This window comes from Pseudomonas sp. KH_046_1 (assembly GCF_057839025.1).
The window spans coordinates 1,012,484-1,035,593 of sequence record NZ_CM174481.1; the positions used below are offsets into that span (position 1 = coordinate 1,012,484).

At 59.9% G+C, this 23,110-nt stretch carries 23 protein-coding genes; 14 read left to right on the top strand and 9 right to left on the bottom strand.

All coding sequences use genetic code 11. The features are described from left to right. Nucleotides 1-72 precede the first annotated feature (72 nt). The 8 genes from AC3IT9_RS04515 to AC3IT9_RS04550 all read left to right on the top strand — a co-directional run bounded on the left by AC3IT9_RS04515 (nucleotide 73) and on the right by AC3IT9_RS04550 (nucleotide 8,326). Nucleotides 73-1,020, top strand: a complete 948-nt coding sequence (locus tag AC3IT9_RS04515) for a LysR substrate-binding domain-containing protein (RefSeq protein ID WP_008046773.1) — start codon at nucleotides 73-75, stop codon at nucleotides 1,018-1,020. A gap of 214 nt (nucleotides 1,021-1,234) precedes the next feature. After that, nucleotides 1,235-1,642, top strand: coding sequence for an HPF/RaiA family ribosome-associated protein (locus tag AC3IT9_RS04520; RefSeq protein ID WP_007970346.1), 408 nt, complete (start codon nucleotides 1,235-1,237; stop codon nucleotides 1,640-1,642). A 249-nt stretch (nucleotides 1,643-1,891) separates the two neighbouring features. Continuing rightward, entirely contained in the window at nucleotides 1,892-2,197 is a 306-nt protein-coding gene (locus tag AC3IT9_RS04525; protein ID WP_489272174.1) for a DUF3649 domain-containing protein, read from the top strand. Beyond that, nucleotides 2,194-3,765, top strand: coding sequence for a PepSY-associated TM helix domain-containing protein (locus AC3IT9_RS04530; RefSeq protein WP_489272175.1), 1,572 nt, complete (start codon nucleotides 2,194-2,196; stop codon nucleotides 3,763-3,765). The genes AC3IT9_RS04525 and AC3IT9_RS04530 overlap by 4 nt, the downstream gene beginning before the upstream one ends. After that, on the top strand, nucleotides 3,766-4,092 hold the full coding sequence (locus AC3IT9_RS04535; protein ID WP_150727381.1) for a DUF3325 domain-containing protein: 327 nt from the start codon (nucleotides 3,766-3,768) through the stop codon (nucleotides 4,090-4,092). It abuts the gene before it with no gap. A gap of 4 nt (nucleotides 4,093-4,096) precedes the next feature. Beyond that, a complete protein-coding gene (locus tag AC3IT9_RS04540) occupies nucleotides 4,097-4,669 on the top strand; it encodes an RNA polymerase sigma factor (protein WP_150727380.1) in 573 nt (190 codons plus the stop codon). Then, nucleotides 4,666-5,655 (top strand): FecR family protein, encoded by a 990-nt coding sequence (locus tag AC3IT9_RS04545; RefSeq protein ID WP_489272176.1) that lies wholly within the window; start codon nucleotides 4,666-4,668, stop codon nucleotides 5,653-5,655. The genes AC3IT9_RS04540 and AC3IT9_RS04545 overlap by 4 nt, the downstream gene beginning before the upstream one ends. 241 nt (nucleotides 5,656-5,896) lie before the next feature. After that, nucleotides 5,897-8,326 carry a TonB-dependent siderophore receptor gene (locus AC3IT9_RS04550; protein ID WP_489272177.1) on the top strand — a complete coding sequence of 810 codons (2,430 nt, stop codon included), beginning with the start codon at nucleotides 5,897-5,899 and terminating at the stop codon, nucleotides 8,324-8,326. Between the two features lie 143 nt (nucleotides 8,327-8,469). Here the strand turns inward: AC3IT9_RS04550 and AC3IT9_RS04555 are convergent, their stop codons facing one another. Beyond that, on the bottom strand, nucleotides 8,470-9,345 hold the full coding sequence (locus AC3IT9_RS04555; protein WP_150754422.1) for a helix-turn-helix domain-containing protein: 876 nt from the start codon (nucleotides 9,343-9,345) through the stop codon (nucleotides 8,470-8,472). A gap of 150 nt (nucleotides 9,346-9,495) precedes the next feature. Here AC3IT9_RS04555 and AC3IT9_RS04560 point away from each other — a divergent pair, with 150 nt between their 5' ends. Next, nucleotides 9,496-10,398: a DMT family transporter gene (locus AC3IT9_RS04560; protein ID WP_489272178.1), complete on the top strand. Its 903-nt coding sequence runs from the start codon at nucleotides 9,496-9,498 to the stop codon at nucleotides 10,396-10,398. A gap of 16 nt (nucleotides 10,399-10,414) precedes the next feature. Here AC3IT9_RS04560 and AC3IT9_RS04565 read toward each other — a convergent pair whose 3' ends face one another. Together AC3IT9_RS04565 and AC3IT9_RS04570 are read right to left on the bottom strand one after the other, a co-directional pair. Continuing rightward, complete coding sequence (locus AC3IT9_RS04565; protein ID WP_150754424.1) at nucleotides 10,415-10,924, bottom strand: DUF2165 family protein; 510 nt, start codon at nucleotides 10,922-10,924, stop codon at nucleotides 10,415-10,417. Nucleotides 10,925-11,103: 179 nt separating this feature from the next. After that, entirely contained in the window at nucleotides 11,104-12,078 is a 975-nt protein-coding gene (locus tag AC3IT9_RS04570; protein ID WP_489272180.1) for a 2-hydroxyacid dehydrogenase, read from the bottom strand. A 194-nt stretch (nucleotides 12,079-12,272) separates the two neighbouring features. On the opposite strand from AC3IT9_RS04570, the gene AC3IT9_RS04575 reads away from it, so the two are divergent. After that, nucleotides 12,273-12,530, top strand: coding sequence for a hypothetical protein (locus AC3IT9_RS04575; protein WP_150727373.1), 258 nt, complete (start codon nucleotides 12,273-12,275; stop codon nucleotides 12,528-12,530). 143 nt (nucleotides 12,531-12,673) lie between these two features. Here the strand turns inward: AC3IT9_RS04575 and AC3IT9_RS04580 are convergent, their stop codons facing one another. From AC3IT9_RS04580 to norR, 5 genes are all read right to left on the bottom strand, one after another. Then, nucleotides 12,674-13,423 carry a YkgJ family cysteine cluster protein gene (locus tag AC3IT9_RS04580; protein WP_489272181.1) on the bottom strand — a complete coding sequence of 250 codons (750 nt, stop codon included), beginning with the start codon at nucleotides 13,421-13,423 and terminating at the stop codon, nucleotides 12,674-12,676. Between the two features lie 83 nt (nucleotides 13,424-13,506). Further along, complete coding sequence (locus tag AC3IT9_RS04585; protein ID WP_489272182.1) at nucleotides 13,507-13,833, bottom strand: hypothetical protein; 327 nt, start codon at nucleotides 13,831-13,833, stop codon at nucleotides 13,507-13,509. A 187-nt stretch (nucleotides 13,834-14,020) separates the two neighbouring features. Beyond that, nucleotides 14,021-14,479, bottom strand: a complete 459-nt coding sequence (locus AC3IT9_RS04590) for a GNAT family N-acetyltransferase (RefSeq protein WP_489273480.1) — start codon at nucleotides 14,477-14,479, stop codon at nucleotides 14,021-14,023. 27 nt (nucleotides 14,480-14,506) lie between these two features. Further along, complete coding sequence (locus AC3IT9_RS04595) at nucleotides 14,507-15,409, bottom strand: chemotaxis protein CheV (RefSeq protein ID WP_489272183.1); 903 nt, start codon at nucleotides 15,407-15,409, stop codon at nucleotides 14,507-14,509. A gap of 196 nt (nucleotides 15,410-15,605) precedes the next feature. Then, entirely contained in the window at nucleotides 15,606-17,156 is a 1,551-nt protein-coding gene (gene norR / locus AC3IT9_RS04600; RefSeq protein WP_423502709.1) for a nitric oxide reductase transcriptional regulator NorR, read from the bottom strand. A gap of 156 nt (nucleotides 17,157-17,312) precedes the next feature. Here norR and hmpA point away from each other — a divergent pair, with 156 nt between their 5' ends. Beyond that, nucleotides 17,313-18,494: an NO-inducible flavohemoprotein gene (gene hmpA / locus AC3IT9_RS04605; protein WP_150727368.1), complete on the top strand. Its 1,182-nt coding sequence runs from the start codon at nucleotides 17,313-17,315 to the stop codon at nucleotides 18,492-18,494. Between the two features lie 286 nt (nucleotides 18,495-18,780). Further along, on the top strand, nucleotides 18,781-19,290 hold the full coding sequence (locus AC3IT9_RS04610; protein WP_150727367.1) for a disulfide bond formation protein B: 510 nt from the start codon (nucleotides 18,781-18,783) through the stop codon (nucleotides 19,288-19,290). A gap of 551 nt (nucleotides 19,291-19,841) precedes the next feature. Here the strand turns inward: AC3IT9_RS04610 and AC3IT9_RS04615 are convergent. Continuing rightward, on the bottom strand, nucleotides 19,842-20,102 hold the full coding sequence (locus AC3IT9_RS04615) for a hypothetical protein (protein WP_150754932.1): 261 nt from the start codon (nucleotides 20,100-20,102) through the stop codon (nucleotides 19,842-19,844). 27 nt (nucleotides 20,103-20,129) lie between these two features. On the opposite strand from AC3IT9_RS04615, the gene cyoA reads away from it, so the two are divergent. Further along, nucleotides 20,130-21,074 carry a ubiquinol oxidase subunit II gene (gene cyoA / locus AC3IT9_RS04620; protein ID WP_489272184.1) on the top strand — a complete coding sequence of 315 codons (945 nt, stop codon included), beginning with the start codon at nucleotides 20,130-20,132 and terminating at the stop codon, nucleotides 21,072-21,074. 3 nt (nucleotides 21,075-21,077) lie between these two features. Continuing rightward, entirely contained in the window at nucleotides 21,078-23,108 is a 2,031-nt protein-coding gene (gene cyoB, locus AC3IT9_RS04625; protein WP_150727364.1) for a cytochrome o ubiquinol oxidase subunit I, read from the top strand. The last annotated feature ends 2 nt before the right edge of the window (nucleotides 23,109-23,110 follow it).

Below are 23,110 nucleotides of genomic sequence, written 5' to 3' on the forward strand. Positions count from 1 at the left end.
GGGCGATACTGCCTGTCACGGTCCTGCGTGACCAACGAAAATTCCTAAGACATCCTTTAGCAGGACTAAACGATGAGCCGTCAATTACACGCCCAGACGTATGTCTGGCTGAACGTGTTTGCCTGTGCCGCGCGACACCTGTCGTTCACCCGATGCGCCGAAGAACTGCACATCACACCGGGGGCGGTCAGCCAGCAGATCCGCCAGCTGGAAGAACGCCTGGGCTTTCGCCTGTTTCACCGCCGCGCCCGCGGGGTGGAGCTGAGCGCAGAAGGCCAGCGCCTGGCCATTACCGTCAACGAGGCCTTTGGCAGCATCGACGCGGAATTGCGGCGACTGGATGCGGGCATGATCAGCGGGATTCTGCGAGTGCGTTCGATTCCGTCGTTCCTGAGCAAATGGCTGACGCCGCGCCTGCCGCGTTTGCAGCAGCGTTTTCCGGACATTCAGTTACGCCTGGTGGCCGAGGACAGCAGCGTGCCGTTGCATGAAGGTGACTTCGACCTGGCGATCGACCTGAACGACGGCAGTTATCCGGGCCTGTTATCCACAGCCTTGCTGGATGAACAGATTTTTCCGGTGTGCGCGCCGAGCCTGTTGCGTGGTCGTCCGCCGCTGCACGGTCCGGCAGACCTGATGCACTTTCCCTTGCTGCACGACATCACCGCCTGGCGCGGCAGCTATGAGTACGCGGAATGGGAGTTTTACCTCAATGCCATCGGCTTCGAGGGCGCGGATGTGCGACGTGGCCATACCTTCAATCGCAATCACTTGACCATCGAAGCGGCCATCGCCGGCATGGGCGTGGCGATTGCGCGTCGAACCTTGCTCAATGATGAGTTGGAGCGTGGGGCGTTGATCGTGCCGTTTGGCCTGGCGGTGCCCAATCACAAGCGCTACATGCTGCTTTACGCACCGGGGGCGTTGAGCCATCCGGGTGTGCGCGCGGTGCACGATTGGTTGGTGGAGGAGGCGGGTGCTTTTCGCAGCCTGCACCCGTTGGGGGAGCGGCAAATGTGAGCAATTATTACGTAAGAGCAGGGCGACCCAACTCCCGACCTTAACAGCGCTTTTACCGGTTGTCCGGCTTTTTTTACGATTGAAAATTTATCTTTTTTAGGGGGTTGAATTGTTCAGCGTACAGACCGATTGTGTAAGTAAGAGGTCACGGTGATGACGCCCAAGGGCTTAGCTGACCGGCCTCTCGCGAGCTAGCTGAAATAAGGGATGAACTATGCAAATCCAAGTCAATAGCGATAACCATATTCAAGGCAGTAAGCGACTGGAGGAGTGGGTACGTACGACCATTGAGAGCACGCTCGAACGCTACGAAGAGGACCTGACACGAGTCGAGGTTCACCTGCGGGACGAGAACGGCGACAAGCCGGGTCCCCACGATATGCGCTGCCAACTGGAGGCGCGGCCAAAAGGCCATCAACCGGTTTCCGTCACCCATAAAGCCTCCACCATGGAGCAGGCGATCGACGGAGCGGCCACCAAACTTGAACATGCGCTGGAGCATATGTTCGGCAAATTACGCGGCAAACGAGCCAATGTGGTGCCCATCGAGAGTGGCGCCCATGCCGACCAGCTGCTGGAAGAAGAGTTTCTTGAGAACGAACAGGCAGCGCTTAACGGCTGACACCTGATTCACTTTTTTACCTTCCCATGAAAACGGGCCTGCATTGCAGGCCCGTTTTGTTTTGGGTGGCTTTTGGATTCCATGGCGATTGGCATGCACTGTGGAGACAGCCGGGTTTGCGCCGCAACCAACCGGCGTAATAGAGAGGTTCACTCGCTCCCTTTGCGTATGAGAATATTTATCATTAATATTGCGTCCTTGCCGGCCCCCTGACGCTGTCGTGGCCTCATCCGGTTTCCAGGTCGAAACATGAACGCCAAACCCCGCACACTTCCCGTTTCCTACCGATTGGCGGTCGCGTCGCGGGTGCTCGCTGCCGTATTCGGCGGTTACCTAGTCGCGGCGCTGGCCAGTGTCAGCCTCAGCCTTTGGCTGCCTGTCGCTCGCGCCGAAGCGGTGGTGATCGGGATGATGACCTCGTTTCTGGTGTACTTGCTGGCCGTTATCTGGTGCTTTGCCTGTAGCAGTGCGTGGCGAGCCTGGTTCGGCGTGATGGTGCCGGGCTTGATGCTGGCAGCGGTGCTCGGGTTGGCGTACGGGGTGGGCCGTTCATGAAAGAGGGCTTCCGCCAGGCGATGGCCTGGTTGCATACCTGGGCCGGGCTGATGCTTGGCTGGCTGTTGTTCGCGATTTTCCTGACCGGCACGCTGGCCTATTTCAAAAGTGAAACCAGCCACTGGATGCAGCCGGAGATCCCGGTTCGTTCCGTGTCCGCCGAAACCAGTTTGACCGTGGCTCAACACTATCTTGAGCAACATGCCGCAGGCGCCTCACGTTGGTTGATCGAGTTGCCCAGCGCCCGGCGGCCGGGTTTATCAGTGCACTGGGAACCGGCAGCGGACAAGCCCGGCCAACACCGCGAACAATTGCTCGACCCGCTAACCGGCACCGAAGTGCACCCCCGCGAGACGATGGGCGGCGAGTTCTTCTATCGCTTCCACTTCGAGTTGCAAATGCCCTATCCGTGGGGGCGCTGGTTGGCGACTGTCGCTGCCATGTTGATGTTTGTGGCACTGATCAGCGGCATCATCACCCACAAGAAAATCTTCAAGGACTTCTTCACCTTCCGCCCGCGCAAGGGGCGGCGTTCCTGGCTCGACGGGCACTACGTGGTGGGCGTGCTGGTGTTGCCGTTTCACTTGATGATCACCTACAGCAGTCTGGTGATGTTCATGATGATGGTGATGCCGGCAGGGATTGAGGCCCGGTACAAGGGCGATGCCCAGACGTTTTATCGAGAGGCGATTCCCGAGTCCGAAGTCCCGTCAGCCGTCGGCGGTTCCGGTCTGTTGATGCCTTTGGCGCCGTTGCTGGAGCAGGCAAACCGACTTCGGCCAAGTGGCCGGATTGCCGAGGTGAGGGTGAACCACCCCGGCGACGCCAATGCTTCGGTGGTGATGCAGTTCGACGGGGCCGACCGTGTGGGCCACGATTTCGGCCGCACCGTGTCCTTCAATGGCGTAACGGGTAAGCAGCTGGAGGCGATGCCGGAGCGCTCGTTGCCTGTTGCAATCGCCGGCGGGTTCTTCGGTCTGCACATGGGCCATTTCGCCAGCCCGGTGTTGCGCTGGATGTACTTCATGTGTGGTCTGGCCGGTACGGCCATGATCGGTACCGGGCTGGTGATCTGGCTCGGCAAACGTCAACTCAAGCATGCCAAAAGCGCTGTGATGCCTTTCGAGCTAAGGCTGGTGGAGGTGCTGAACATCGCCAGCATGTCGGGGCTGATGCTCGCGGTGGCGGCGTTCTTCTGGGCCAATCGATTGTTGCCGGTGACCATGACCGGACGCTCGGATTGGGAGGTCAACGGCTTCTTCATCGTCTGGGGCTTGAGCCTGCTGCACGCCATGCTCCGCCGAGGCCGGGCGGCCTGGGTCGAGCAACTGGCGTTGGCGGCGTTGCTGTTTGGCGCAGTGCCGGTGTTGAACGCCCTGACGACACCGTATCACCTGGGTGTGTCGCTGGCGCAGGGCGATTGGGCCATGGCCGGGTTCGATCTGGCATGCCTGGTCAGCGGCCTGTTTTTCGCCTGGGCAGCCTGGAAAATACGCAGCTCGGAAATGGCTCAAGCCGTCGGCACAAAACGCCCGCGATCGATGGCGCTCGAACGGGAGGCGAACTGAATGTTGCTCGCCGCGTTGCTTTGTTATGCCGGTTTTGCCGCGCTGTGTTTATCGATGGACCGGCATCACGCCGAACTGCTGGGGCATAAACCGACACAGCGTCGGCGTCTGGGCCTGAAACTGCTTGGCTGGCTTTCGCTGAGTCTGTCGTTGTGGGCGGCAGTGGTGGCGGCAGGCTGGGGATTGGGCCTGGTTCAGTGGTTCGGCCTGTTGATGCTCAGTGCATTGTTGCTGGTTTTGCTGATTCCCTACCGTCCGCGTCTGGCCTTGTCTCTGGCCGGGCTGAGCCTGCTGGCCAGTCCGATTGCCGTGTTTGCGCAGTGTTGAATCGATGATCACTCTCCCCCCCGAGCCCCGCGATATCGAGGGTGATCAACAGCGCGGAGACCGTGCGCATTTTCTCCAGGTGTTTCTCTCCCAGCGTTCGCAAATGGAAGCGCTGGTGAGTCGGCGCGTCGGTTGCCGGGCGACGGCGGCCGACCTGGTACAGGATTTGTTCCTGCGTTTCTGGCGGCGGCCGCTGGTGCAAGTCGAGGAGCTCAGCACCTACCTGTTGCGCTGCGCTGGCAACATCGCCATCGACCACTTGCGCAGTGAAGGCACGCGGGTCCGGGCCAGCGAAGGCTTGATGGTGGAGCCACCGGACAGCCATGGCTGTGGACCGCAAGCGGCGCTGGAGGCGGGCAACGATTTGCGCCACGTCGAAGCCGCGTTGCGCGCCTTGCCGGAGCGCACGCGGCAGATCTTCTTGCTCAATCGCATTCACGGTCGCAAATACGCCGAGATCGCCAAGGCCATGGGCTTGTCCCAAAGTGCCGTGGAAAAACATATGATGCGCGCCCTCGAAGCCTGCAAGGCCAGCCTTCGGGAACCCGAATCGCGTACGCCAGGGAAAGCACCGTGAACCACTTCGAACGCGTCATTCCGACGCCCGCGCAGGAGCAGGCCGCGCTGGCCTGGCTCAGCCTGTTGCATGACCAACCCAGCAGCGCTGACCAGGCTACGTTCAGTCAATGGTTGCAAGCCGACCCCGCCCATGCCGAGGCGTATGCCCAGGTGCAGGTCTTGTGGGAGTTGAGCGAAGGGCCGGCGCGCACGCTCGCCAAGGAAGACGCTTTTGCCTTGCAGGGCTATCTCGACGCCATGGACAAGCCGCGGCGCAGCACGGTCGGGCGCTGGTCCGGTGTGCTGGCGATGGCCGCGTGCCTGCTGTTGATGGTCAGTCTCGGCACAGGTTGGCAGCCGATGCGCTGGATGGATGACCTGGGGGCGGATTACGTCTCGGCACCGGGGGAAATCCGCACCGTCACCCTGGCCGATCAGTCGCAGGTGACACTGGATGCCGACAGCGCCATCGCCGTGGATTTCAGTCGCGGTGAGCGGCATGTGCAACTGCGTCGCGGCGCCGGTTTTTTCAGCGTCACCCACACCGGCGAGCCATTTGTGGTGGACGCCGAGAAAGGGCAGGCGCGGGTTCTGGGTACGCAGTTCGAAGTCCGTTTGCAGCCTCACGGTGCACAGGTCACGGTGCTGTCGGGGCGGGTTGGCGTGACAGCGGACCAGAACGCCGATCAGCAAGTTCTCACCGCCGGCCAGCAAGTGGCCTACGGCGAAGGCTCGGCGCAAACACTCCACGCGGTGGACAGCGAAGCGCAGTTGGCATGGCGCGAGGGCTGGCTCAATTACTACAAGGCGACGTTGGCGGATGTGGTGCAGGATTTGGCGCGCTATTACCCCGGGCGGATCGTGATACTCAACGATGAATTGGCGACGCGTCGGGTCAGTGGCAGCTTTCCGAGCAGGAACCCGCAGGCGGTGTTGAGTTCGTTGCAGGGGGTGTTGGGGTTTGAGCAGCATCAGGTTTTGGGGCAGCTGATTATTTTGCGTTAAAGCAGCTGGCCTCTTCGCGAGCAAGCCCGCTCCCACAGGGACTTTCTGTGAATATGTAATTTGTGAACGACACGGACACTGTGGGAGCGAGCCTGCTCGCGAAGGGGCCAGTTCAAACACCACATCACCCTGAATAAAAATATTTTCAAATTTTTGCTGAGGTAAACCCGATTGCCATCCGTGTAGTGACTGAAACTGCGAGTCATTCGCATCCGTTGCGGTTCTACACAGGTCATGAGTCATGAAGTCCAGGGCAAAATCGGGGTCGGTCAAACAATGGTTGGGTGTGTCTGCGTTGAGCTTTTCGGCAATGGCGTTGTTGCCGCTGAGCGTGGCGCTGGCCGCAGAGGTGGGTAGTAGCCAGTCGCGTGGGCAATTCAATTTCGCGCTGGCCGCCAAGCCGCTGCCCCAGGCCCTGAGTGATTTCAGTCGAGTGACCGGCATCAGCGTGGTCTACACCGATGAAGCGCCGTATGGTCTCAATGCGCCGGCCATTAATGGCCAGATGAGCGCCGAACAGGCCCTGCAACGACTGCTCACTGGTTCGGGCTTGACGTTCCGTCGCACTGACGGCCACACCATTGCACTGGAACCACGGCCGACTGAAGGTGCGTTGAACCTGGGCGCAACCACCATCACCTCGTCGATGGATGACTCCATGAGCTACCAGCCGCCACCGACCTCTTCGGTGATGCGCTCCTCGGCCCCGATTCAGGAGATCCCGCAGACGATCAACGTCGTCCCGGCCCAGGTCATCCGCGACCAGGCGCCGCGCAATCTCGATGACGCCCTGGCCAATGTCAGCGGCATCACCCAGGCCAACACTTTGGGCAGCACCCAGGACTCGGTGATGGTCCGCGGCTTTGGCGATAACCGTAACGGCTCGATCATGCGCGACGGCATGCCGATCGTGCAGGGGCGTGGCCTCAACGCCAGTGTGGACCGGGTCGAAGTGCTCAAAGGGCCGGCCTCGTTGCTCTATGGCATTCAGGATCCGGGCGGCGTGGTCAACATGGTCAGCAAGAAGCCTGAGCTTGAGCAGTACAACGCACTGACCGCGCGCGGCTCGAGCTATGGCGACGGCAAGAACGGCAGCGGCGGCGGTCTCGACAGCACTGGTGCCCTCGGCGATTCCGGGTTGGCCTACCGCATGGTGCTGGACTACGAAGACGAAGATTACTGGCGCAACTTCGGTGTGCATCGCGAGAGCCTGATCGCGCCATCCCTGGCCTGGTACGGCGAAAACACCAGGCTGCTGTTCTCCTATGAACACCGCGAATTCCTCACACCCTTCGACCGCGGCACGCTGATTGATCCACGGACCAACCATCCGCTGGACATCTCGCGCAACGAGCGTCTCGACGAGCCGTTCAACAACATGGAAGGGCGCTCGGACCTCTATCACTTCGAGGCCGATCACGAACTCAACGACAACTGGAAAGCCCATTTCGGCTACAGCTGGAACCGCGAAACCTACGACGCCAGCCAGGTGCGCGTGACCGCCATCGACACCAAAAAGGGCACCCTGACCCGCAGCATGGACGGCACCCAGAATGCGATCAGCACCGATCGTTTCACCACCGCCAGCCTCGAAGGCAATGTGAATGTGCTCGGCATGCAGCACGACCTGCTGTTCGGCGTCGATGACGAATACCGCAAGATTTATCGCGAAGACCTGATCCGCCAGAAAAGCCTGACCACATTCAGTTACGTCAATCCGGTCTATGGTCGGGAAGTGGCGGGCACCACCGTCAGTGCGGCCGACAGCGCGCAGACCGATGAACTGCGCAGCGATTCGGTCTTCCTGCAGGATTCCATCCACCTCACTGATAAGTGGATTCTGGTGGCTGGCGCGCGTTTCCAGGCCTACGACCAGTACGCCGGCAAAAGCGTGCCATTCCACGCCAACACCGACAGCAACGGGCAGAAATGGGTGCCGCGCGCGGGCCTTGTGTACAAATACACCGATGCCTTGTCGTTCTACGGCAGCTACACCGAGTCGTTCAAACCCAACTCCACCATCGCGCCACTGAGCGGCAGCAGTACCGTGCTTGACGGCGGCATCGCGCCGGAAGAAGCCAAGTCCTGGGAGCTGGGGGCCAAGCTTGATCTGCCGGGCCGCGTCACCGGCAACATCGCGTTGTTCGACATCAAGAAACGCAATGTGCTGGTGGCCAACGCCGAAGGCCCGACCACGATTTACAGTGCCGCCGGTGAAGTGCGTTCCCGTGGCCTGGAAGTGGACCTGAGCGGTCAGCTCAGCGATCGCTGGAGCATGATCGGCAGCTACGCCTACACCGATGCCGAGGTCACCGAAGACCCGGTTTACCAAGGCAATCAACTGCAAAACGTGGCGAAGAACAGCGGCTCGTTGTCGGCCGTCTATGACTTCGGCAGCGTCATTGGCGGTGATCAGCTGCGGGTCGGCGCCGGGGCGCGTTATGTGGGCGAGCGCGCGGGCAACGCGGTGAACGATTTCGACCTGCCGAGCTACACCGTGGCCGATGCGTTCGCCACCTACGACACCAAAGTCGAAGGGCAGAAGGTTAAGTTTCAGCTCAACGTGAAGAACCTGTTCGACCGCACCTACTACACCTCGGCGGCGAGTCGGTTCTTTGTTTCGATGGGGGATTCGCGGCAGGTGACGTTGTCGAGCACTTTGGAGTTCTGACGACAGACCGCGTCATCGTTCTTCGCGAGCAGGCTCGCTCCCACAGGGGAATAAGGTGATCAAAAAACAGGTGAGCACCGCCAAACCTTGTGGGAGCGAGCCTGCTCGCGATGGCGCCCTGAAAGGCGCCGAAAATCCCGGATCTAGCGCAAAAACGCCTGCCGATACTCACCGGGCGTCCCGCCAAGTGTCTGGCGAAAGCGGTTGGTGAAATGGCTGGCACTTGAGAAGCCGCAAGCCAGTGCAATCTCCCCCAGTGGCTGCGAGGTCGTACGCAGCAACTCCCGCGCCCGGTCAAGGCGCCGCGCCAGCACGTACTGGTGGGGTGGCAAGCCGAAGCTTTCGCGGAACATCCGCGCGAAATGGTATTCCGACAACGCGCACAGCGCCGCCAATTGACCCAGGCTGATGGCCTCGTCCAGGTGGCTGTCGATGAACTCCGCCAGATGACGACGCTGATGCGCGGCCAACCCGCCTTTAAGGCGCAGGCCCTGACGCACATTCACTTGGCTGAGCAGGGCATGGCTGAGCAGTTCGTGAGCCAGGCTGCTGGTGAGCAGGCGCTCGCCCGGCTCGTCCCAGTTCAAGGTGATCAACTGCCGAAAGCGCAGCGCCTGCTGCGGATCATCAAGAAAGGTCTGCTCGCGCAGTTGCATTTCCCGTGGTTCGCGATCGAGCAGGGTGACGCAGCCGAGGGCAAATTGTTCGGGGCTGAAATACAGGTGTGCCAGGCGAATGTCGCCGTTGATCACCCAGCCTGACTGGTGATCGGCCGGGAGGATGCACAGTTTGTCCGGGCCACCCTTGTTGTCGGGCTGGTCGCGGCGAAAGGTGCCGGTGCCGCCGGCGATGTAACAGGACAACGTGTGGTGGCTGGGCGCTTCGTATTCCTGGGCGTCGTGGTGATTGCTCCACAGGGCTGCAGACAAGCCGTCACCGAGCTCGGCGCTGTGCTCGAGGCGAGCATTGGGCGAGCGGTTGAGGGCTTGAAAGACTTGTAGGGTATCCAGTGCCGCCATGATCGTTGCTCTCTAACACCTGCATCCAACGCCTGCATCCTACTCCGTAGACGCGTGCCTGCCAGCCTGCCGCCGGACAAAAGCGCAAGTTTATGCAAGTGAGCCAGGGCGTAGCGCCGGACACTGGGCTCCTATCGAGGAGCCTTAGTCATGAACCTTTCTTTGTACCTGCTGACCGTGCTGATCTGGGGTACCACCTGGATTGCCTTGAAATGGCAACTGGGCGTGGTGGCCATTCCCGTGTCGATCGTCTATCGCTTCGGCCTCGCCGCGCTGGTGCTGTTCGTGATCCTGCTGCTCAGCCGGCGCCTGCAAGTGATGAACCGTCGCGGGCACCTGATCTGCCTGGCTCAGGGGCTGTGCCTGTTCTGCGTCAACTTCATGTGCTTCCTCACCGCGAGCCAATGGATCCCCAGCGGTCTGGTGGCCGTGGTGTTTTCTACCGCCACCCTGTGGAATGCCCTCAATGCGCGAGTGTTTTTCGGTCAGAAAATCGCCCGCAACGTATTGATGGGCGGCGCGTTGGGCCTGCTTGGGCTGGGCCTGCTGTTCTGGCCGGAGCTGGCCCGGCATACCGCCAGCCCGGAAACCTTGCTCGGTCTCGGTCTGGCCCTGTGCGGTACCTTGTGTTTCTCGGCGGGCAACATGCTTTCGAGCCTGCAACAGAAGGTCGGTCTCAAGCCGCTGACCACCAATGCCTGGGGCATGGCTTACGGGGCGGCGATGCTCACGGTGTGGTGCCTGGTCAAAGGCATTCCCTTCGACATGGAAATGAGCGCGCGTTACATCGGGTCACTGTTGTACCTGGTGATTCCGGGATCGGTGATCGGTTTCACCGCTTACTTGACACTGGTCGGCCGCATGGGGCCTGAGCGGGCTGCGTACTGCACGGTGCTGTTCCCGGTGGTGGCGCTCAACGTGTCAGCGTTCGTCGAGGGCTATCAATGGACGGTGCCGGCACTGTTGGGGCTGGTATTGGTGATGTTGGGTAACGTACTGGTGTTTCGCAAACCGAAAATGCCGCAGGTGCTGGGCAACGGCAAGCTGGCCTGAGGCAGTGCTGAGTGACTCAGCGCTCGATTTTCATCGCGACGTATATCAATAGCGGAAAGATGAAATCAACGATGTGTCCAGCCCTGTCATTGTAGTTCCAGGTTTTCGACTCATCCATGTTGAACCATTCGGTACCGATTGTTTGAAAGCCGACGTAATAAAGAAAAATGGCAGTCAATAATCCGATTAGTGCAGGTTTTTTAGCTTCGTGAAATTGTTCGGGGCTGGAGTTGATGTTTTTGTAAAGGTAATAGGTTCCGAGTAGGCAGCATAGGGTGTAGATTACTTCAAGTGTAATGATCAGCCAGTAAATGCGGTGGTGAAGTATGGTGGAAGTAATAGCTCTGTGTCTGTATTTGTTCTGATCATTGGTGGTGTCCATGCTCAGGATGTGGCTAATGTATTGATAGTTTGTCGAGTAATCCATGAAGTTGTTATATAGCATTAGCAATCCAAAGAGACTAATAAACAACATTAGTATGACTTTGCTGAGTCGAATGACTTGACTTGTTGTGAATGGGTTCAAGTTGGTGATCTCCGTTGTTGATCCCGTAGTGCCAAGGTAAACAAGGAGAGTCTATCGCGTGGTTTTGTTGTTTGGCTGCTGACTGAGTTGCAGGGTGTGTATTCAGAAAGTTGTTTAATAAGGAAAGTGAGTTTTTTGTATTAAACAGGCAGGCGCTTGTTACACCTGCCTGTTTTGCGTTAACCCTTCCAGACTTGCGGGTTGACCAGGTCCTGCGGTCGCTCGCCCAACAGGGCGCTGCGCAAGTTGGCCAGGGCACGGTTGGCCATTGCATCGCGGGTTTCATGGGTGGCCGAGCCGATGTGCGGCAAGGTCACGGCGTTTTTCAGCTGGAACAGTGGTGACTCGGCCAGCGGTTCTTTTTCGTACACGTCCAGCCCGGCACCACGAATGCGATTGTTTTGCAGCGCTTCGATCAGCGCCGGCTCGTCCACCACCGGGCCACGGGAGATGTTCACCAGTATCGCGCCCGGCTTCATCAGCGCCAGCTCGCGATGGCTGATGAGGTGTTTGGTCTTCTCGCTGAGCGGTACCACCAGGCACACGAAATCAGCTTCGGCCAGCAATTGATCGAGGCTGCGGTACTGTGCGCCGAGTTCCTGTTCCAGCCCGGTCTTGCGGCTGTTGCCGCTGTAGATGACCGGCATGTTGAACCCCAGGCGACCGCGTCGGGCGATGGCCGCACCGATATTGCCCATGCCGACAATGCCCAACGTCTTGCCATGCACATCGCAACCGAACAGCTGCGCACCGACAGTGGCCTGCCATTGTCCGGCCTTGGTCCAGGCATCCAGTTCGGCGACGCGGCGCGCGCTGCTCATCAACAGGGCAAACGCCAGGTCGGCGGTGCTTTCGGTGAGCACATCCGGCGTGTTGGTCAGCATGATCCCGCGTTCGTTGAAGTAGGCCAGGTCATAGTTGTCGTAGCCCACCGAGACGCTGGACACCACTTCCAGGCTGGCGGCGCTCTCCAGCTGCGCACGACCGAGTTTGCGACCGACGCCGATCAGGCCGTGGGCGTGGGGCAGGGCTTCATTGAACTGGGCGTTGATGTCGCCGTTTTTCGGATTCGGCACGATGACATCGAAGTCTTGTTGCAGGCGTTCGACCATTTCCGGGGTGACGCGGCTGAATGCCAGGACAGTCTTTTTCATGGGAGGCGGGCTCGTCGGGCGGTGAAGAATGATGAGCACGCTAACATTCTTCGCGGGATTTGTGCGAGTCGCTCAGCGGTCGTTGCAAGCTTGCAGCTTGCAGGGCGTCATCCAGTTATACTGCGGCACTTCTTATACTGTGGCATGCGGCTCGCTCACCGGGCCCGACACTTCATGCACCACCCGGAGCTTTCATGACTTCCCCGAAACAACCGCCGGTCGCCGACGCCCTGAGCGACGCACAGGCAGAGCTGCCAGACAGCGTCGACTCCAGCGCCGACAGCGAAACCAAAGCCGAAATCCCGGCCTTCAAGTTCCCGTTCAAGCCGGGTGATCTGGCGGCCGCCAAGGGCTCCAACCAGCCGTGGTACAAGAACGGCGCCAAGAATGGCCACACCAAGACGCCGGGCATGGCGCCACCGGGGACTCGGCGGTCGATGGGTAAGCGCTAGGCCTTCAAGCTGCGGCGCTTGACCTGGCCTCATCGCGAGCAGGCTCGCTCCCACATCTGATCGCATTCTCATGAAAGAACGCATTCTCCTGTGGGAGCGAGCCTGCTCGCGAAGGGGCCGGAACAACCACCTCAAATCCCGGATCAAACCGCCCGCAACGAAATAAACGAGTAATTCGCCGGCGCATCCGCCGCCACTTGCGCACCGGCGGCCAGCATTTGCTCCGCAATATCATCCCCCGACACATGAAACCGCCATTCGCTGCCCCACTGCGGCAACGTTTGCCCGGCCAGGTCATCGATGATCGCGGCGAACTCCGTCATATCCGGAAGATAAGCGGTAAACCCGTCGCCCTTCAGGGCCGTCGTGCGAATCCCCAGCAACGCACAAACCGCGTCCTTCATCAGAATGTCATCACGATCCGCCTGACGGGAGCGCTGGATCAGTTCCGACAATTTCCGGTCGACCAACTCACCACCGACAATCAGATCCGGTCCTTTTTCCCACGACTCAGGCGGACATTCCTTCGCGGCAGTGTTCAGAGGTATGTGCGGATTGATTTCCATCGGATAGATACGGCACACCAACGGCCGGCGTTCGTAGATGCGGCAGCGGTTGTCTTCGTCAAGATTTCGGCAGGGGCCGACATTGTAGGCGGCGAAAGTGATGGCCACGTAAGCCTCCGATTCACCGCTGCGTACCGCCGCCGAACGGCGTTTGGCGTGTTCCCGTTGTTGCACCGGCAGACCCAGGCCATTACCCAGAAACGCTTCCACCAGCACGATCACCTGACCACCGTCGGCTGCCCACATCCGGGCTTCGCTCAGGGTCAGGGGCACATGGTGGTCATTGCAGCATTTGCCACAGCCTACACAGGAAAACGTTGTATTCATCGAGCGTTCGTTCGCATCACAGGGCATGACACGGCGACAGAATGCCGCCGCAAAAGCCGCTATCGAAGCAAATTATGCGCCACTCAGTTTGCCTTGCCGGCCGGGCGGATGGAGTCCCATTCGGTGACGTACGCAGTTTTACTCTTTTTGTTGTACAGGCACAGCTCGGTGCCTTGTGCGCCTTTCATGTGCTTTTTCGGGTACTGGCCCTGGAGCAGGAGCGCGGTGTAGCCGACACGGTCATCGAACTGCGTGGCGTTGCCCACCGGTTTGGCGTCCTTCAGGCCGCTGGCCTTGGTGCAGCTGGTGAGTACGGCTTTTTCGTAGGAGGCCCAGGCGTCGGGGCTTGAGGCGTGGGCCTGGGAGGTGAGGGCGGTGAGACAGAGCAAAATCAGGGGCGCAGCTTTCATGGTTCAGGCTTCCTTGGGCTGAGTGGCCAAGGCAGGAGTATGCCTGAAAGGTTGATGGAGACTTTGCTGGCCTCTTCGTCGGAACGCCGCCCGGAGCAAGCCCGCTCCCACATCGATCGAGTTTGAACACAAATTCTGTGCACGACACATAACCTGTGGGAGCGGGCTTGCTCGCGAAGGCGGTTCATCAGTCGGGAACCGGCTCCCGGCGGACCGCACGCATCCCGACGCTTTCATACAAGCGCCGCGCCCGAAGGTTGTCTTCACGTACCTTCAGGTCCACGAAACCTTCACGCCGCTGCTGGAACACCTTGAACGCCTGCAACAACAGCGCACGCCCCAATCCTCGGCCCTGAAACCGCGGATGTACCACCAGGTTCTTGATATAGGCACTGGTCCAGCACTGGCAAACGCCCACCACTTCTTCGGCATCCAGAGCAATGAAGCACAGGACCGGGTCATATTCCGGATCGGATTCGAACTGCCGTTGCCACATGTCCAGCGCGGCTACGCGACCGCCGCCTTCTATATAACCGAACTCCATCAACCGGTGCACGGCGGCGCCCAGTTCGGGGCGGTACTCGCTCAATTGCAGGCCGGCTGGCCAATCGGGAGGCGGCACGACGACAGAGAGGTCGCGCCGCATCAGCCAGCAGAATTCTTCGTTCAACACTCAATAACCCTGTTCGGCGACAGCCTTGGCCGCGGTGATCAGGCACTGGGTCAATTCCGGCGAAGAGAATTTGGTCAGCACCGCGTTCGCCCCCGCCAGTCGTGCTTTCTCGGCGTTCATCGCACTGTCCAGAGACGTGTGCAGCAGTACGTAAAGATGCGCGAAATCCGGGGTTTCCCGCAGGGTGCGGGTGAAGGCGTAGCCGTCCATCTCCGACATCTCGATGTCCGAGACGATCAGGTTGATCTGCTGCGCGGTGCCTTGCAGGTCCAGCAGGCAGTCGATGGCTTCCCTGGCGCTGCGGGCGGTATGGCATTGCAGGCCAAGGTTGCGCAGGGTGTGTACCGATTGCTGCAAGGCGACCTGGCTGTCATCGACCACCAGGATGCGCGCGTTGCCGAGCAGTTCGGCGTCTTCCATGCTCAGTTCGGTTGGCGCCATCTCGATTTGCGCCGGGGCGATGCCGTGGATGACTTTTTCGATGTCCAGCACTTGTACCAGGGTGCCCTCGACCGACGTCACGCCGGTGATGTAGGCGCGCAAACCACCGGAGCCGAAGGGCGGCGGACGGATGTCGGTGGTCAGGCAATGGACGATCTTGCTCACGGCCTGCACGTGCAGGCCCTGCTTGGAGCGGCTGACGTCGGTGACGATCAGGCAGCCGCCGTTGGGGTCTTCCAGCGGACGCTCGCCAATGGCACGGCTGAGGTCGATCACCGACAGCGAGGCGCCGCGCAGGGTGGCGATGCCTTTGACGTGGGGGTGCGACTCCGGCAGTTTGGTCAACGGCGGGCAGGGAATGATTTCACTGACCTTGAGCAGGTTGATCGCCATCAGCTTGCCGCTGCGCAAGGTAAACAGCAGAAGCGAAAGTGAGTCTGCGCGGGCTTTGGTGGAGGACATAGGAACCTTCTCTGGAAAAAGGTGACGGGCAATCCCGGGATCGCCAATGACTTCGATGCCGGGTTATCGACTTGTTTGGAGCAGGCTTTAACAATTGCGGTGAACAGTAAGACGCCATCGCGAGCAAGCTCGCTCCCACATTAGATCGTCGTCGTTCACACATCCTGTGGGAGCGAGCTTGCTCGCGATGGGGTCATCACTTCATGCCGAGCCTTTTAGCCATCCGCCCCAGATTCGCCCGATCCAGGCCTAGCTCACGGGCCGCGCTTGCCCAATTGTTGTTGTGCCGCTCCAGGCAGGCACCGATCAATTGACGCTGATAATGCTCGGTGGCCTCGCGCAAATCGCCGGTCAGCGCTTGCGTGATGGTGGCGACGGGTTGCTCGGCGGCGGCTTCAACGCTGGCATTGGGCAAGTCCAGGTCGGCAGCGCTCAAGCTGAGAATCTTCGGCCGCTCCTTGCAATTGCCCAGTGCTTTCAAGGCGCTGCGGCCGATCAAGTGTTCAAGCTCGCGCACGTTGCCGGGCCAGTCGTAGGCCAATAGCGCGGCTTGGGCGTCGCTGTTCAGGCGCAGGCTGTTGAGGCCCATGCGCGAGCGGTTCTGCTCCAGGAAGTAACCGCTGAGCAGCAGCACATCACGCCCGCGATCGCGCAGGGCCGGCACCAGCAGCGGATAAACGCTGAGGCGATGGTAGAAGTCGGCGCGGTAACGGCCGCTGCGCACTTCTTCGGCGAGGTCGCGGTTGGTCGCCGCGATCAGGCGCACGTCGACCTGATGCTCCTGGTCCGAGCCCAGGCGCTGCAGTTGACCGCTCTGCAGCACCCGCAGCAACTTGGCCTGCACGGTCAGCGACAACTCACCGACCTCATCGAGAAACAGCGTGCCGCCATTGGCCAGTTCGAACTTGCCGCGGCGGTCGTTCATGGCCCCGGTGAAGGCGCCGCGGACATGGCCGAACAACTCGCTTTCCACCAACGTGTCGGGCAACGCGGCGCAGTTGAGGCTGATGATCGGTTTGTCGGCGCGGGGTGAGGCGGCATGGATGGCCTGGGCCACCAACTCCTTGCCGACCCCGGTTTCTCCAGTGATCAACACGGTCAGGTCGCTGCCGCCCACCAGGCTGATTTCTTCGACCAGACGCTTGTGGGCCTTGCTCTGGCCAATCATCTCGCGATTCTGCTGGCCGCTGGCCTGGCGGTAGACCTCGGCGCGTTGATGTTCATCTTCGACCCGGTTGTTCAAACGCTCGATGCGTTCGGCGGCGTTGACCGTGGCGGCCGCGAGGCTGGCGAAGGCTTGCAGGGCATCCAGTTCGATCGGTTCGAAGCGCTCCGGGTCGAGAGCATCGAGGGTCAGCAGGCCCCATGGGCGCTCGTCGATGAACAATGGGCAACCCATGCAGTCGTGGACTTCCAGATGATCATCCAGGCCATCGACCAGGCCGTCATAGGGGTCGGGCAAGTCGCTGTCGGCAGCGAAGCGGGTCGGGCCGGGGCCGCTGAGCAGCGCTTCGAAACGCGGGTGCTCGCTGACCTTGAAACGCCGACCGAGGGTGTCGGTACTCAAGCCGTCGACGGCCAGCGGCACCAGCCATTCACCATCGAGGCGCAGCAGGGCGGCGGCGTCGCACGGGAGCAGGGCGCGCATGGCTTCCAGCAGGCGGCGATAACGCTCGCCCTCGGGCAGTTCGCGGGACAGGTCGGAGACCAGGGGTAGCAGGGCGGTGAGCAGGGATTTTGCAGTCATAGTGACTCCGTGTAGTCGGTATGACTATAATTCAGGCAGTGTCTAAATGACTATTATGTTTTTAACTTATTGATTTTTAACGATTAAATAGTTGGCATGGAAACTGATAAGCATAGGGTAATCCGTTAGCAACCCAAGAAGACCAGGAGTCACCTTATGCTGAGCGCTCAAGACCGTGCCATCGTCAAATCCACCGTGCCGCTGCTCGAAAGCGGTGGTGAGGCTTTGATTACGCACTTCTACCGCATGATGCTCTCCGAATACCCGGAAGTCCGCCCGCTGTTCAACCAGGCCCACCAGTCCAGCGGTGATCAGCCGCGTGCGTTGGCCAACGGCGTATTGATGTATGCGCGCCATATCGACCAGCTCGACCAGTTGGGTGACCTGGTGGCCAAAATCATCAACAAGCACGTGGCCCTGCAGATCCTGCCTGAGCACTACCCGATTGTCGGCAGCTGCCTGCTGCGGGCCATCGCCGAAGTGCTGGGTGAAGAGATCGCCACCCCGGAAGTGATCGCGGCCTGGGGCGCGGCCTACGGGCAACTGGCAGACATCCTGATCGGTGCCGAAGCCAGCATCTACGATCAGAAAGAACAGGCACCGGGCGGCTGGCGCGGGGCGCGGGAATTCATCGTGGTGGACAAGGTCGAGGAGAGCGCCGAGATCACCTCGTTCTACTTCGAACCCGCGGACAAAGGCCCGATCCTGGAGGCAGAGCCCGGCCAGTACATCGGCATGAAACTGATCCTCGACGGTGAAGAGATCCGTCGTAACTACTCGCTGTCGGCGCTGGCGAACAAAGGCCAGTACCGCATCAGCGTCAAGCGTGAAACCGGTGGCCGCGCTTCCAACTACCTGCATGACCAATTGCATGTCGGCGCCAGCATCCAGTTGTTCCCGCCATCGGGCGAGTTCATCCTGACCGCCAGCGACAAACCACTGGTGCTGATCAGTGGCGGCGTCGGCATTACCCCGACCCTGGCGATGCTCGAAGCGGCGCTGGAGACCCAGCGGCCGGTGCATTTCATCCACTGCGCGCGCAACGGTAGCGTCCATGCCTTCCGCGACTGGATCGACGGCCTGGCTGAGCGTCACCCGCAACTCAAGCGCTTTTATTGCTATTCCGAGGACGACGGCGTGAGCCCGGCGGCGCACAAGGTCGGTTTGTTGAGCCAGCAGCAGTTGCATGCATGGCTGCCGGAGCAGCGTGACCTGGATGTTTACTTCCTGGGGCCGAAAGGTTTCATGGCGTCCATCAAGCGCCACCTCAAGGCACTGGGTGTGCCGGAGAAGCAAAGCCGTTATGAGTTCTTCGGGCCGGCAGCGGCGCTGGAGTAAGGGGTTGCGGCGGCTCGGGAGACCGAGTCGCCTGCTTCGCGAGCAAGCCCGCTCCCACAATTTGATCTGCGTACGACGCGGACCAATGTGGGAGCGGGCTTGATCCGGGCGGCGCTCCGACGAATGCCACACCTCGGCCCTGAACTGAAAAAAGTCAGAAAGTTAATCCCTTCTTAACCGCCTTATCGTCTATTCCCCCCCGAATCCCCCTCACATGCTCCAGGCTCTCAAAGGTCCGGGCCAGCGTGTAGACTGGCGGGTAATCGATATTTTGAAGGGAAACGCGATGAGCGATGAATCCATGCGGTTGGGGCGTGAACGGCGCTACCTGGTGTTGTTGGGCATCATTTGCCTGGCGCTGATCGGCGGCGCGCTGTACATGCAAATTGTTCTGGGCGAGGCCCCTTGCCCGCTGTGCATCCTGCAACGTTACGCGTTGCTGCTGATCGCGATCTTCGCCTTCATCGGCGCGGCCATGCGCAGCCGTCGCAGCATCACGGTGTTTGAAGCCCTGGTGGTGATCTGTGCCGTGGCAGGTGCAGGCGTTGCCGGGCATCACGTCTATACGCAGTTCTATCCGGCGGTCAGCTGTGGCATCGATGTGCTGCAACCGATTGTCGATGACTTGCCGCTGGCGAAGATCTTCCCGCTGGGTTTCCAGGTCGACGGTTTCTGCTCCACGCCATACCCGCCGATCCTCGGCCTGTCACTGGCGCAGTGGGCGCTGGTCGCCTTCGTGCTGATCGTGGTGCTGGTGCCGCTGCTGACCTCGCGTAACCGCAAAGCGCTGCGCTGAGGTCATCTGCCGCCACGCATTGTCGGACAAAAAAGCCCCGGTCCTCGAAGAGAGGGCCGGGGCTTTTTTTGTCTTGCGCAGCGCATTTCAGAGGCCGGGTAAAAAGACCGTGACGGGCGGCAATCAAGGGTGCGACACATGTGCGACATGTTGTCACAGAGTCGGCGTCTCAGGGCGTTCGAGGAGGCCCGATTGGTACATGGAAACGTAACGAAATCGGGTTGTTTTGCAGGCTTGCGGTTTTTTCCATTACGGGCACGAACAGGCAGTTTTAACAGGCTCTGGCGAATGGCCGGAGCCCCCGTCATATCGGGCCTTGGGCAAGGTCAAGGGCACAGAGGAGGGACTCGATACTGTCTGAACCGTGGGTGGAAGACCTACTTATTTTGGTGTTTTTGTTGAGAATGAATTTCGATAAGATGCGCCACTTTTGCGAAAACGGGTAATGATTGTTGCCGGTTCGGATAAAAATTATTTCGGGATGAGACATGGTTTATAAAACGCTACATATCTACAATCGCCCGCACTGAATTCCCGGCACTGCTCAAATCTTAATCAGGGGTGAGCAGAAACAGGGTGTCGAGAGGTCTGGTGGCTTCATGCGATGCCCAGGTGTCGGAGCCTCCAACTACCCGCACCAAATGGAATTGGTCTGTAACAAGGCCTTTGACCACGTATTCGAATAAGAACTCACCGCAGGCCCGGGATTTGTCGTACAGCGTCTGACGCACGACGGGCATGCCCTTATTCAATCCAAGAAAAATGCCAACCCTTGGCAGGGTGAAGTGTTGGCGATCAAAACCCAACTGCATTGCGCAAGCTGCTTTAGAGGTCGTGAGATGAGTAAAAACAGGTACCCCAGACTACTAGGCTTATTGCCGCTGATCGGCACGTTGTTGCTGTCAGGCTGCAACATGACCTTGCTCAATCCCAAGGGCCAGGTTGGTCTGGACGAGCGAAACCTGATCATCACCGCAACGCTGCTGATGCTGTTGGTCGTGGTGCCGGTCATCATCATGACCTTCCTGTTCGCCTGGAAATACCGCGCGTCCAACACGAGCGCCACCTACACCCCGAAATGGAACCACTCCACCAAGATCGAGATCGCGGTGTGGGCTGTTCCAGTGCTGATCATCATTGCGCTGGGTTACGTCACCTACAAGTCGACCCACGCCCTTGACCCGTACAAGCCGCTGGAATCCGACGTCAAGCCTGTGACCATCGAAGTGGTCGCGCTGGACTGGAAGTGGCTGTTCATCTACCCGGAACAAGGCATCGCCACGGTCAACAAGATCGTGTTCCCGGCCCACACCCCGATCAACTTCAAGATCACTTCTGACGCCGTGATGAACTCGTTCTTCATCCCTGCGCTGGGCGGCCAGATCTACGCGATGGCGGGCATGCAGACCAAGCTGCACCTGATCGCCAACGAAAACGCTGAGATGGACGGTATTTCCGCCAACTACAGCGGCGCGGGTTTCACCGGTATGAAATTCAAGGCGATCGCCACTTCCCAGGAAGATTTCGACGCCTGGGTAAGCGAAGTCAAAAAGGCACCTAAACAGCTTGAACAAGCTGAATACGCAGCCCTTGCCAAGCAGAGCCAGAACAACCCAGTCGAGCTCTACTCCTCGGTGACGCCGAACCTGTTCCAGACCATCGTCGACAAGTACGAAGGCATGAAACCGGGTCCGAAAGTGAAGCACGAGAAAGAAGAGAAAGAAGTGGCCGCTACGCAAGGAATGGACATGAACGCGCATTCAGCTGCCGGGGCAGAGGAGTAAACGATGTTTGGTAAATTAAGTTGGGAAGCGGTCCCGTTCCACGAGCCGATCGTAATGGTGACCATCGCCATGATCGCGCTCGGCGGTCTGGCACTGTTCGCGGGTATCACTTACTTCAAGAAGTGGACCTACCTGTGGACCGAGTGGCTGACGTCGGTCGACCACAAGAAAATCGGCGTGATGTACATCATCGTCGCCATGGTCATGCTGCTGCGCGGCTTTGCCGACGCCATCATGATGCGTACCCAGCTGGCCATGGCCACCGAGGGTTCGCCTGGCTACCTGCCACCTGAACACTATGACCAGATCTTCACCGCCCACGGTGTGATCATGATCATCTTCATGGCGATGCCATTCTTCACCGGCCTGATGAACCTTGCAGTGCCGCTGCAGATCGGCGCGCGTGACGTTGCCTACCCGTTCCTGAACTCCCTGAGCTTCTGGCTGCTGGTTTCCGGCGTGGTGCTGATCAACCTGTCCCTGGGCGTCGGCGAATTCGCCAAGACCGGCTGGGTTGCCTATCCGCCGCTGTCGGGCCTGCAATACAGCCCTGGCGTGGGGATGGACTACTACATCTGGGCGCTACAGCTATCGGGTCTGGGGACAACGCTGACGGGGGTCAACTTCCTGGCCACCGTGCTGAAAATGCGTACCCCTGGCATGAAGCTGATGGACATGCCGATCTTCACCTGGACCTGCACCTGGGCCAACGTCCTGATCGTGGCTTCGTTCCCGATCCTGACCGCTACCCTGGCACTGCTGACGCTTGACCGTTACATGGATTTCCACATTTTCACCAATGAACTTGGTGGCAATCCGATGATGTACGTGAACCTGTTCTGGGCATGGGGTCACCCTGAGGTGTACATCCTGATCCTGCCAGCGTTCGGTATCTTCTCCGAAGTCATCTCGACCTTCACCGGCAAGAAACTGTTCGGCCACCACTCGATGGTCTACGCATCGGGCGCAATCTCGATCCTGGGCTTCATGGTTTGGCTGCACCACTTCTTCACCATGGGTTCGGGTGCCAGCGTCAACGCCTTCTTCGGTCTGGCGACGATGCTGATTTCCATCCCGACGGGTGTAAAGCTGTTCAACTGGCTGTTCACCATCTACCAGGGCCGTCTGCGTTTCACCAGCCAGGTGCTGTGGACCCTGGGCTTCATGGTGACCTTCGCCATTGGCGGCATGACCGGCGTACTGCTGGCCATCCCGGGTGCCGACTTCGTACTGCACAACAGCCTGTTCGTGATCGCGCACTTCCACAACGTGATCATCGGCGGTGCGGTATTCGGTTACATCGCCGGTTTCGCGTTCTACTTCCCTAAAGCGTTCGGCTTCAAGCTGCACGAAGGCTGGGGCAAGGCAGCGTTCTGGTTCTGGATCTCGGGCTTCTTCGTCGCATTCATGCCGCTCTACGCTCTGGGCTTCATGGGCATGACCCGTCGCCTGAACGCCACCACCAACCCTGAGTGGGTGCCGTACCTGTACGTCGCCATGTTCGGTGCGGTGATGATCGCCGTGGGTATCGCTTGCCAGCTGATCCAGCTGTACGTCAGCGTGCGTGACCGCAACAAGCCGGAAAACATGTGCGAACACGGCGACCCGTGGAATGCACACACCCTGGAATGGTCGACCTCGTCGCCACCTCCGTTCTACAACTTCGCCGTGCTGCCGAAAGCCGACTGCATCGACCCGTTCACCGAAGCCAAGGAAAACGGCACCGCGTACAAGGCTCCGGCCAAGTACCAGCCGATCCACATGCCTAACAACACCGCCACCGGTGTGGTCATGGGCGCGCTGTTGACCGTGTTCGGTTTCGCGATGATCTGGCACATCTGGTGGCTGGCAATCGCTAGCCTGGCCGGCACCGTGATCTACTTCGTGATCCACGCGGCCCGTGATGATCAAGGCTATATGGTGCCGGTCGACGTGATCGAGCGCATCGAAGCCGAGCAGCACAAGCGTCTGGTAGCGGCAGGGAAAGTCCCGGCCACCGCCACCCGTGTTGAAACCTCGTTGGAACAGGCTTAAAC

What these genes read in the sequence shown, in the direction of transcription:
- AC3IT9_RS04515 (WP_008046773.1), top strand. Translation starts at nt 73, where the DNA reads ATGAGCCGTCAATTACACGCCCAGACGTATGTCTGGCTGAACGTGTTT.
- AC3IT9_RS04520 (WP_007970346.1), top strand. Translation starts at nt 1,235, where the DNA reads ATGCAAATCCAAGTCAATAGCGATAACCATATTCAAGGCAGTAAGCGA.
- AC3IT9_RS04525 (WP_489272174.1), top strand. Translation starts at nt 1,892, where the DNA reads ATGAACGCCAAACCCCGCACACTTCCCGTTTCCTACCGATTGGCGGTC.
- AC3IT9_RS04530 (WP_489272175.1), top strand. Translation starts at nt 2,194, where the DNA reads ATGAAAGAGGGCTTCCGCCAGGCGATGGCCTGGTTGCATACCTGGGCC.
- AC3IT9_RS04535 (WP_150727381.1), top strand. Translation starts at nt 3,766, where the DNA reads ATGTTGCTCGCCGCGTTGCTTTGTTATGCCGGTTTTGCCGCGCTGTGT.
- AC3IT9_RS04540 (WP_150727380.1), top strand. Translation starts at nt 4,097, where the DNA reads ATGATCACTCTCCCCCCCGAGCCCCGCGATATCGAGGGTGATCAACAG.
- AC3IT9_RS04550 (WP_489272177.1), top strand. Translation starts at nt 5,897, where the DNA reads ATGAAGTCCAGGGCAAAATCGGGGTCGGTCAAACAATGGTTGGGTGTG.
- AC3IT9_RS04555 (WP_150754422.1), bottom strand. Translation starts at nt 9,345, where the DNA reads ATGGCGGCACTGGATACCCTACAAGTCTTTCAAGCCCTCAACCGCTCG.
- AC3IT9_RS04560 (WP_489272178.1), top strand. Translation starts at nt 9,496, where the DNA reads ATGAACCTTTCTTTGTACCTGCTGACCGTGCTGATCTGGGGTACCACC.
- AC3IT9_RS04570 (WP_489272180.1), bottom strand. Translation starts at nt 12,078, where the DNA reads ATGAAAAAGACTGTCCTGGCATTCAGCCGCGTCACCCCGGAAATGGTC.
- AC3IT9_RS04575 (WP_150727373.1), top strand. Translation starts at nt 12,273, where the DNA reads ATGACTTCCCCGAAACAACCGCCGGTCGCCGACGCCCTGAGCGACGCA.
- AC3IT9_RS04580 (WP_489272181.1), bottom strand. Translation starts at nt 13,423, where the DNA reads ATGAATACAACGTTTTCCTGTGTAGGCTGTGGCAAATGCTGCAATGAC.
- AC3IT9_RS04585 (WP_489272182.1), bottom strand. Translation starts at nt 13,833, where the DNA reads ATGAAAGCTGCGCCCCTGATTTTGCTCTGTCTCACCGCCCTCACCTCC.
- AC3IT9_RS04590 (WP_489273480.1), bottom strand. Translation starts at nt 14,479, where the DNA reads ATGCGGCGCGACCTCTCTGTCGTCGTGCCGCCTCCCGATTGGCCAGCC.
- AC3IT9_RS04595 (WP_489272183.1), bottom strand. Translation starts at nt 15,409, where the DNA reads ATGTCCTCCACCAAAGCCCGCGCAGACTCACTTTCGCTTCTGCTGTTT.
- norR (WP_423502709.1), bottom strand. Translation starts at nt 17,156, where the DNA reads ATGACTGCAAAATCCCTGCTCACCGCCCTGCTACCCCTGGTCTCCGAC.
- hmpA (WP_150727368.1), top strand. Translation starts at nt 17,313, where the DNA reads ATGCTGAGCGCTCAAGACCGTGCCATCGTCAAATCCACCGTGCCGCTG.
- AC3IT9_RS04610 (WP_150727367.1), top strand. Translation starts at nt 18,781, where the DNA reads ATGAGCGATGAATCCATGCGGTTGGGGCGTGAACGGCGCTACCTGGTG.
- AC3IT9_RS04615 (WP_150754932.1), bottom strand. Translation starts at nt 20,102, where the DNA reads ATGCAGTTGGGTTTTGATCGCCAACACTTCACCCTGCCAAGGGTTGGC.
- cyoA (WP_489272184.1), top strand. Translation starts at nt 20,130, where the DNA reads ATGAGTAAAAACAGGTACCCCAGACTACTAGGCTTATTGCCGCTGATC.
- cyoB (WP_150727364.1), top strand. Translation starts at nt 21,078, where the DNA reads ATGTTTGGTAAATTAAGTTGGGAAGCGGTCCCGTTCCACGAGCCGATC.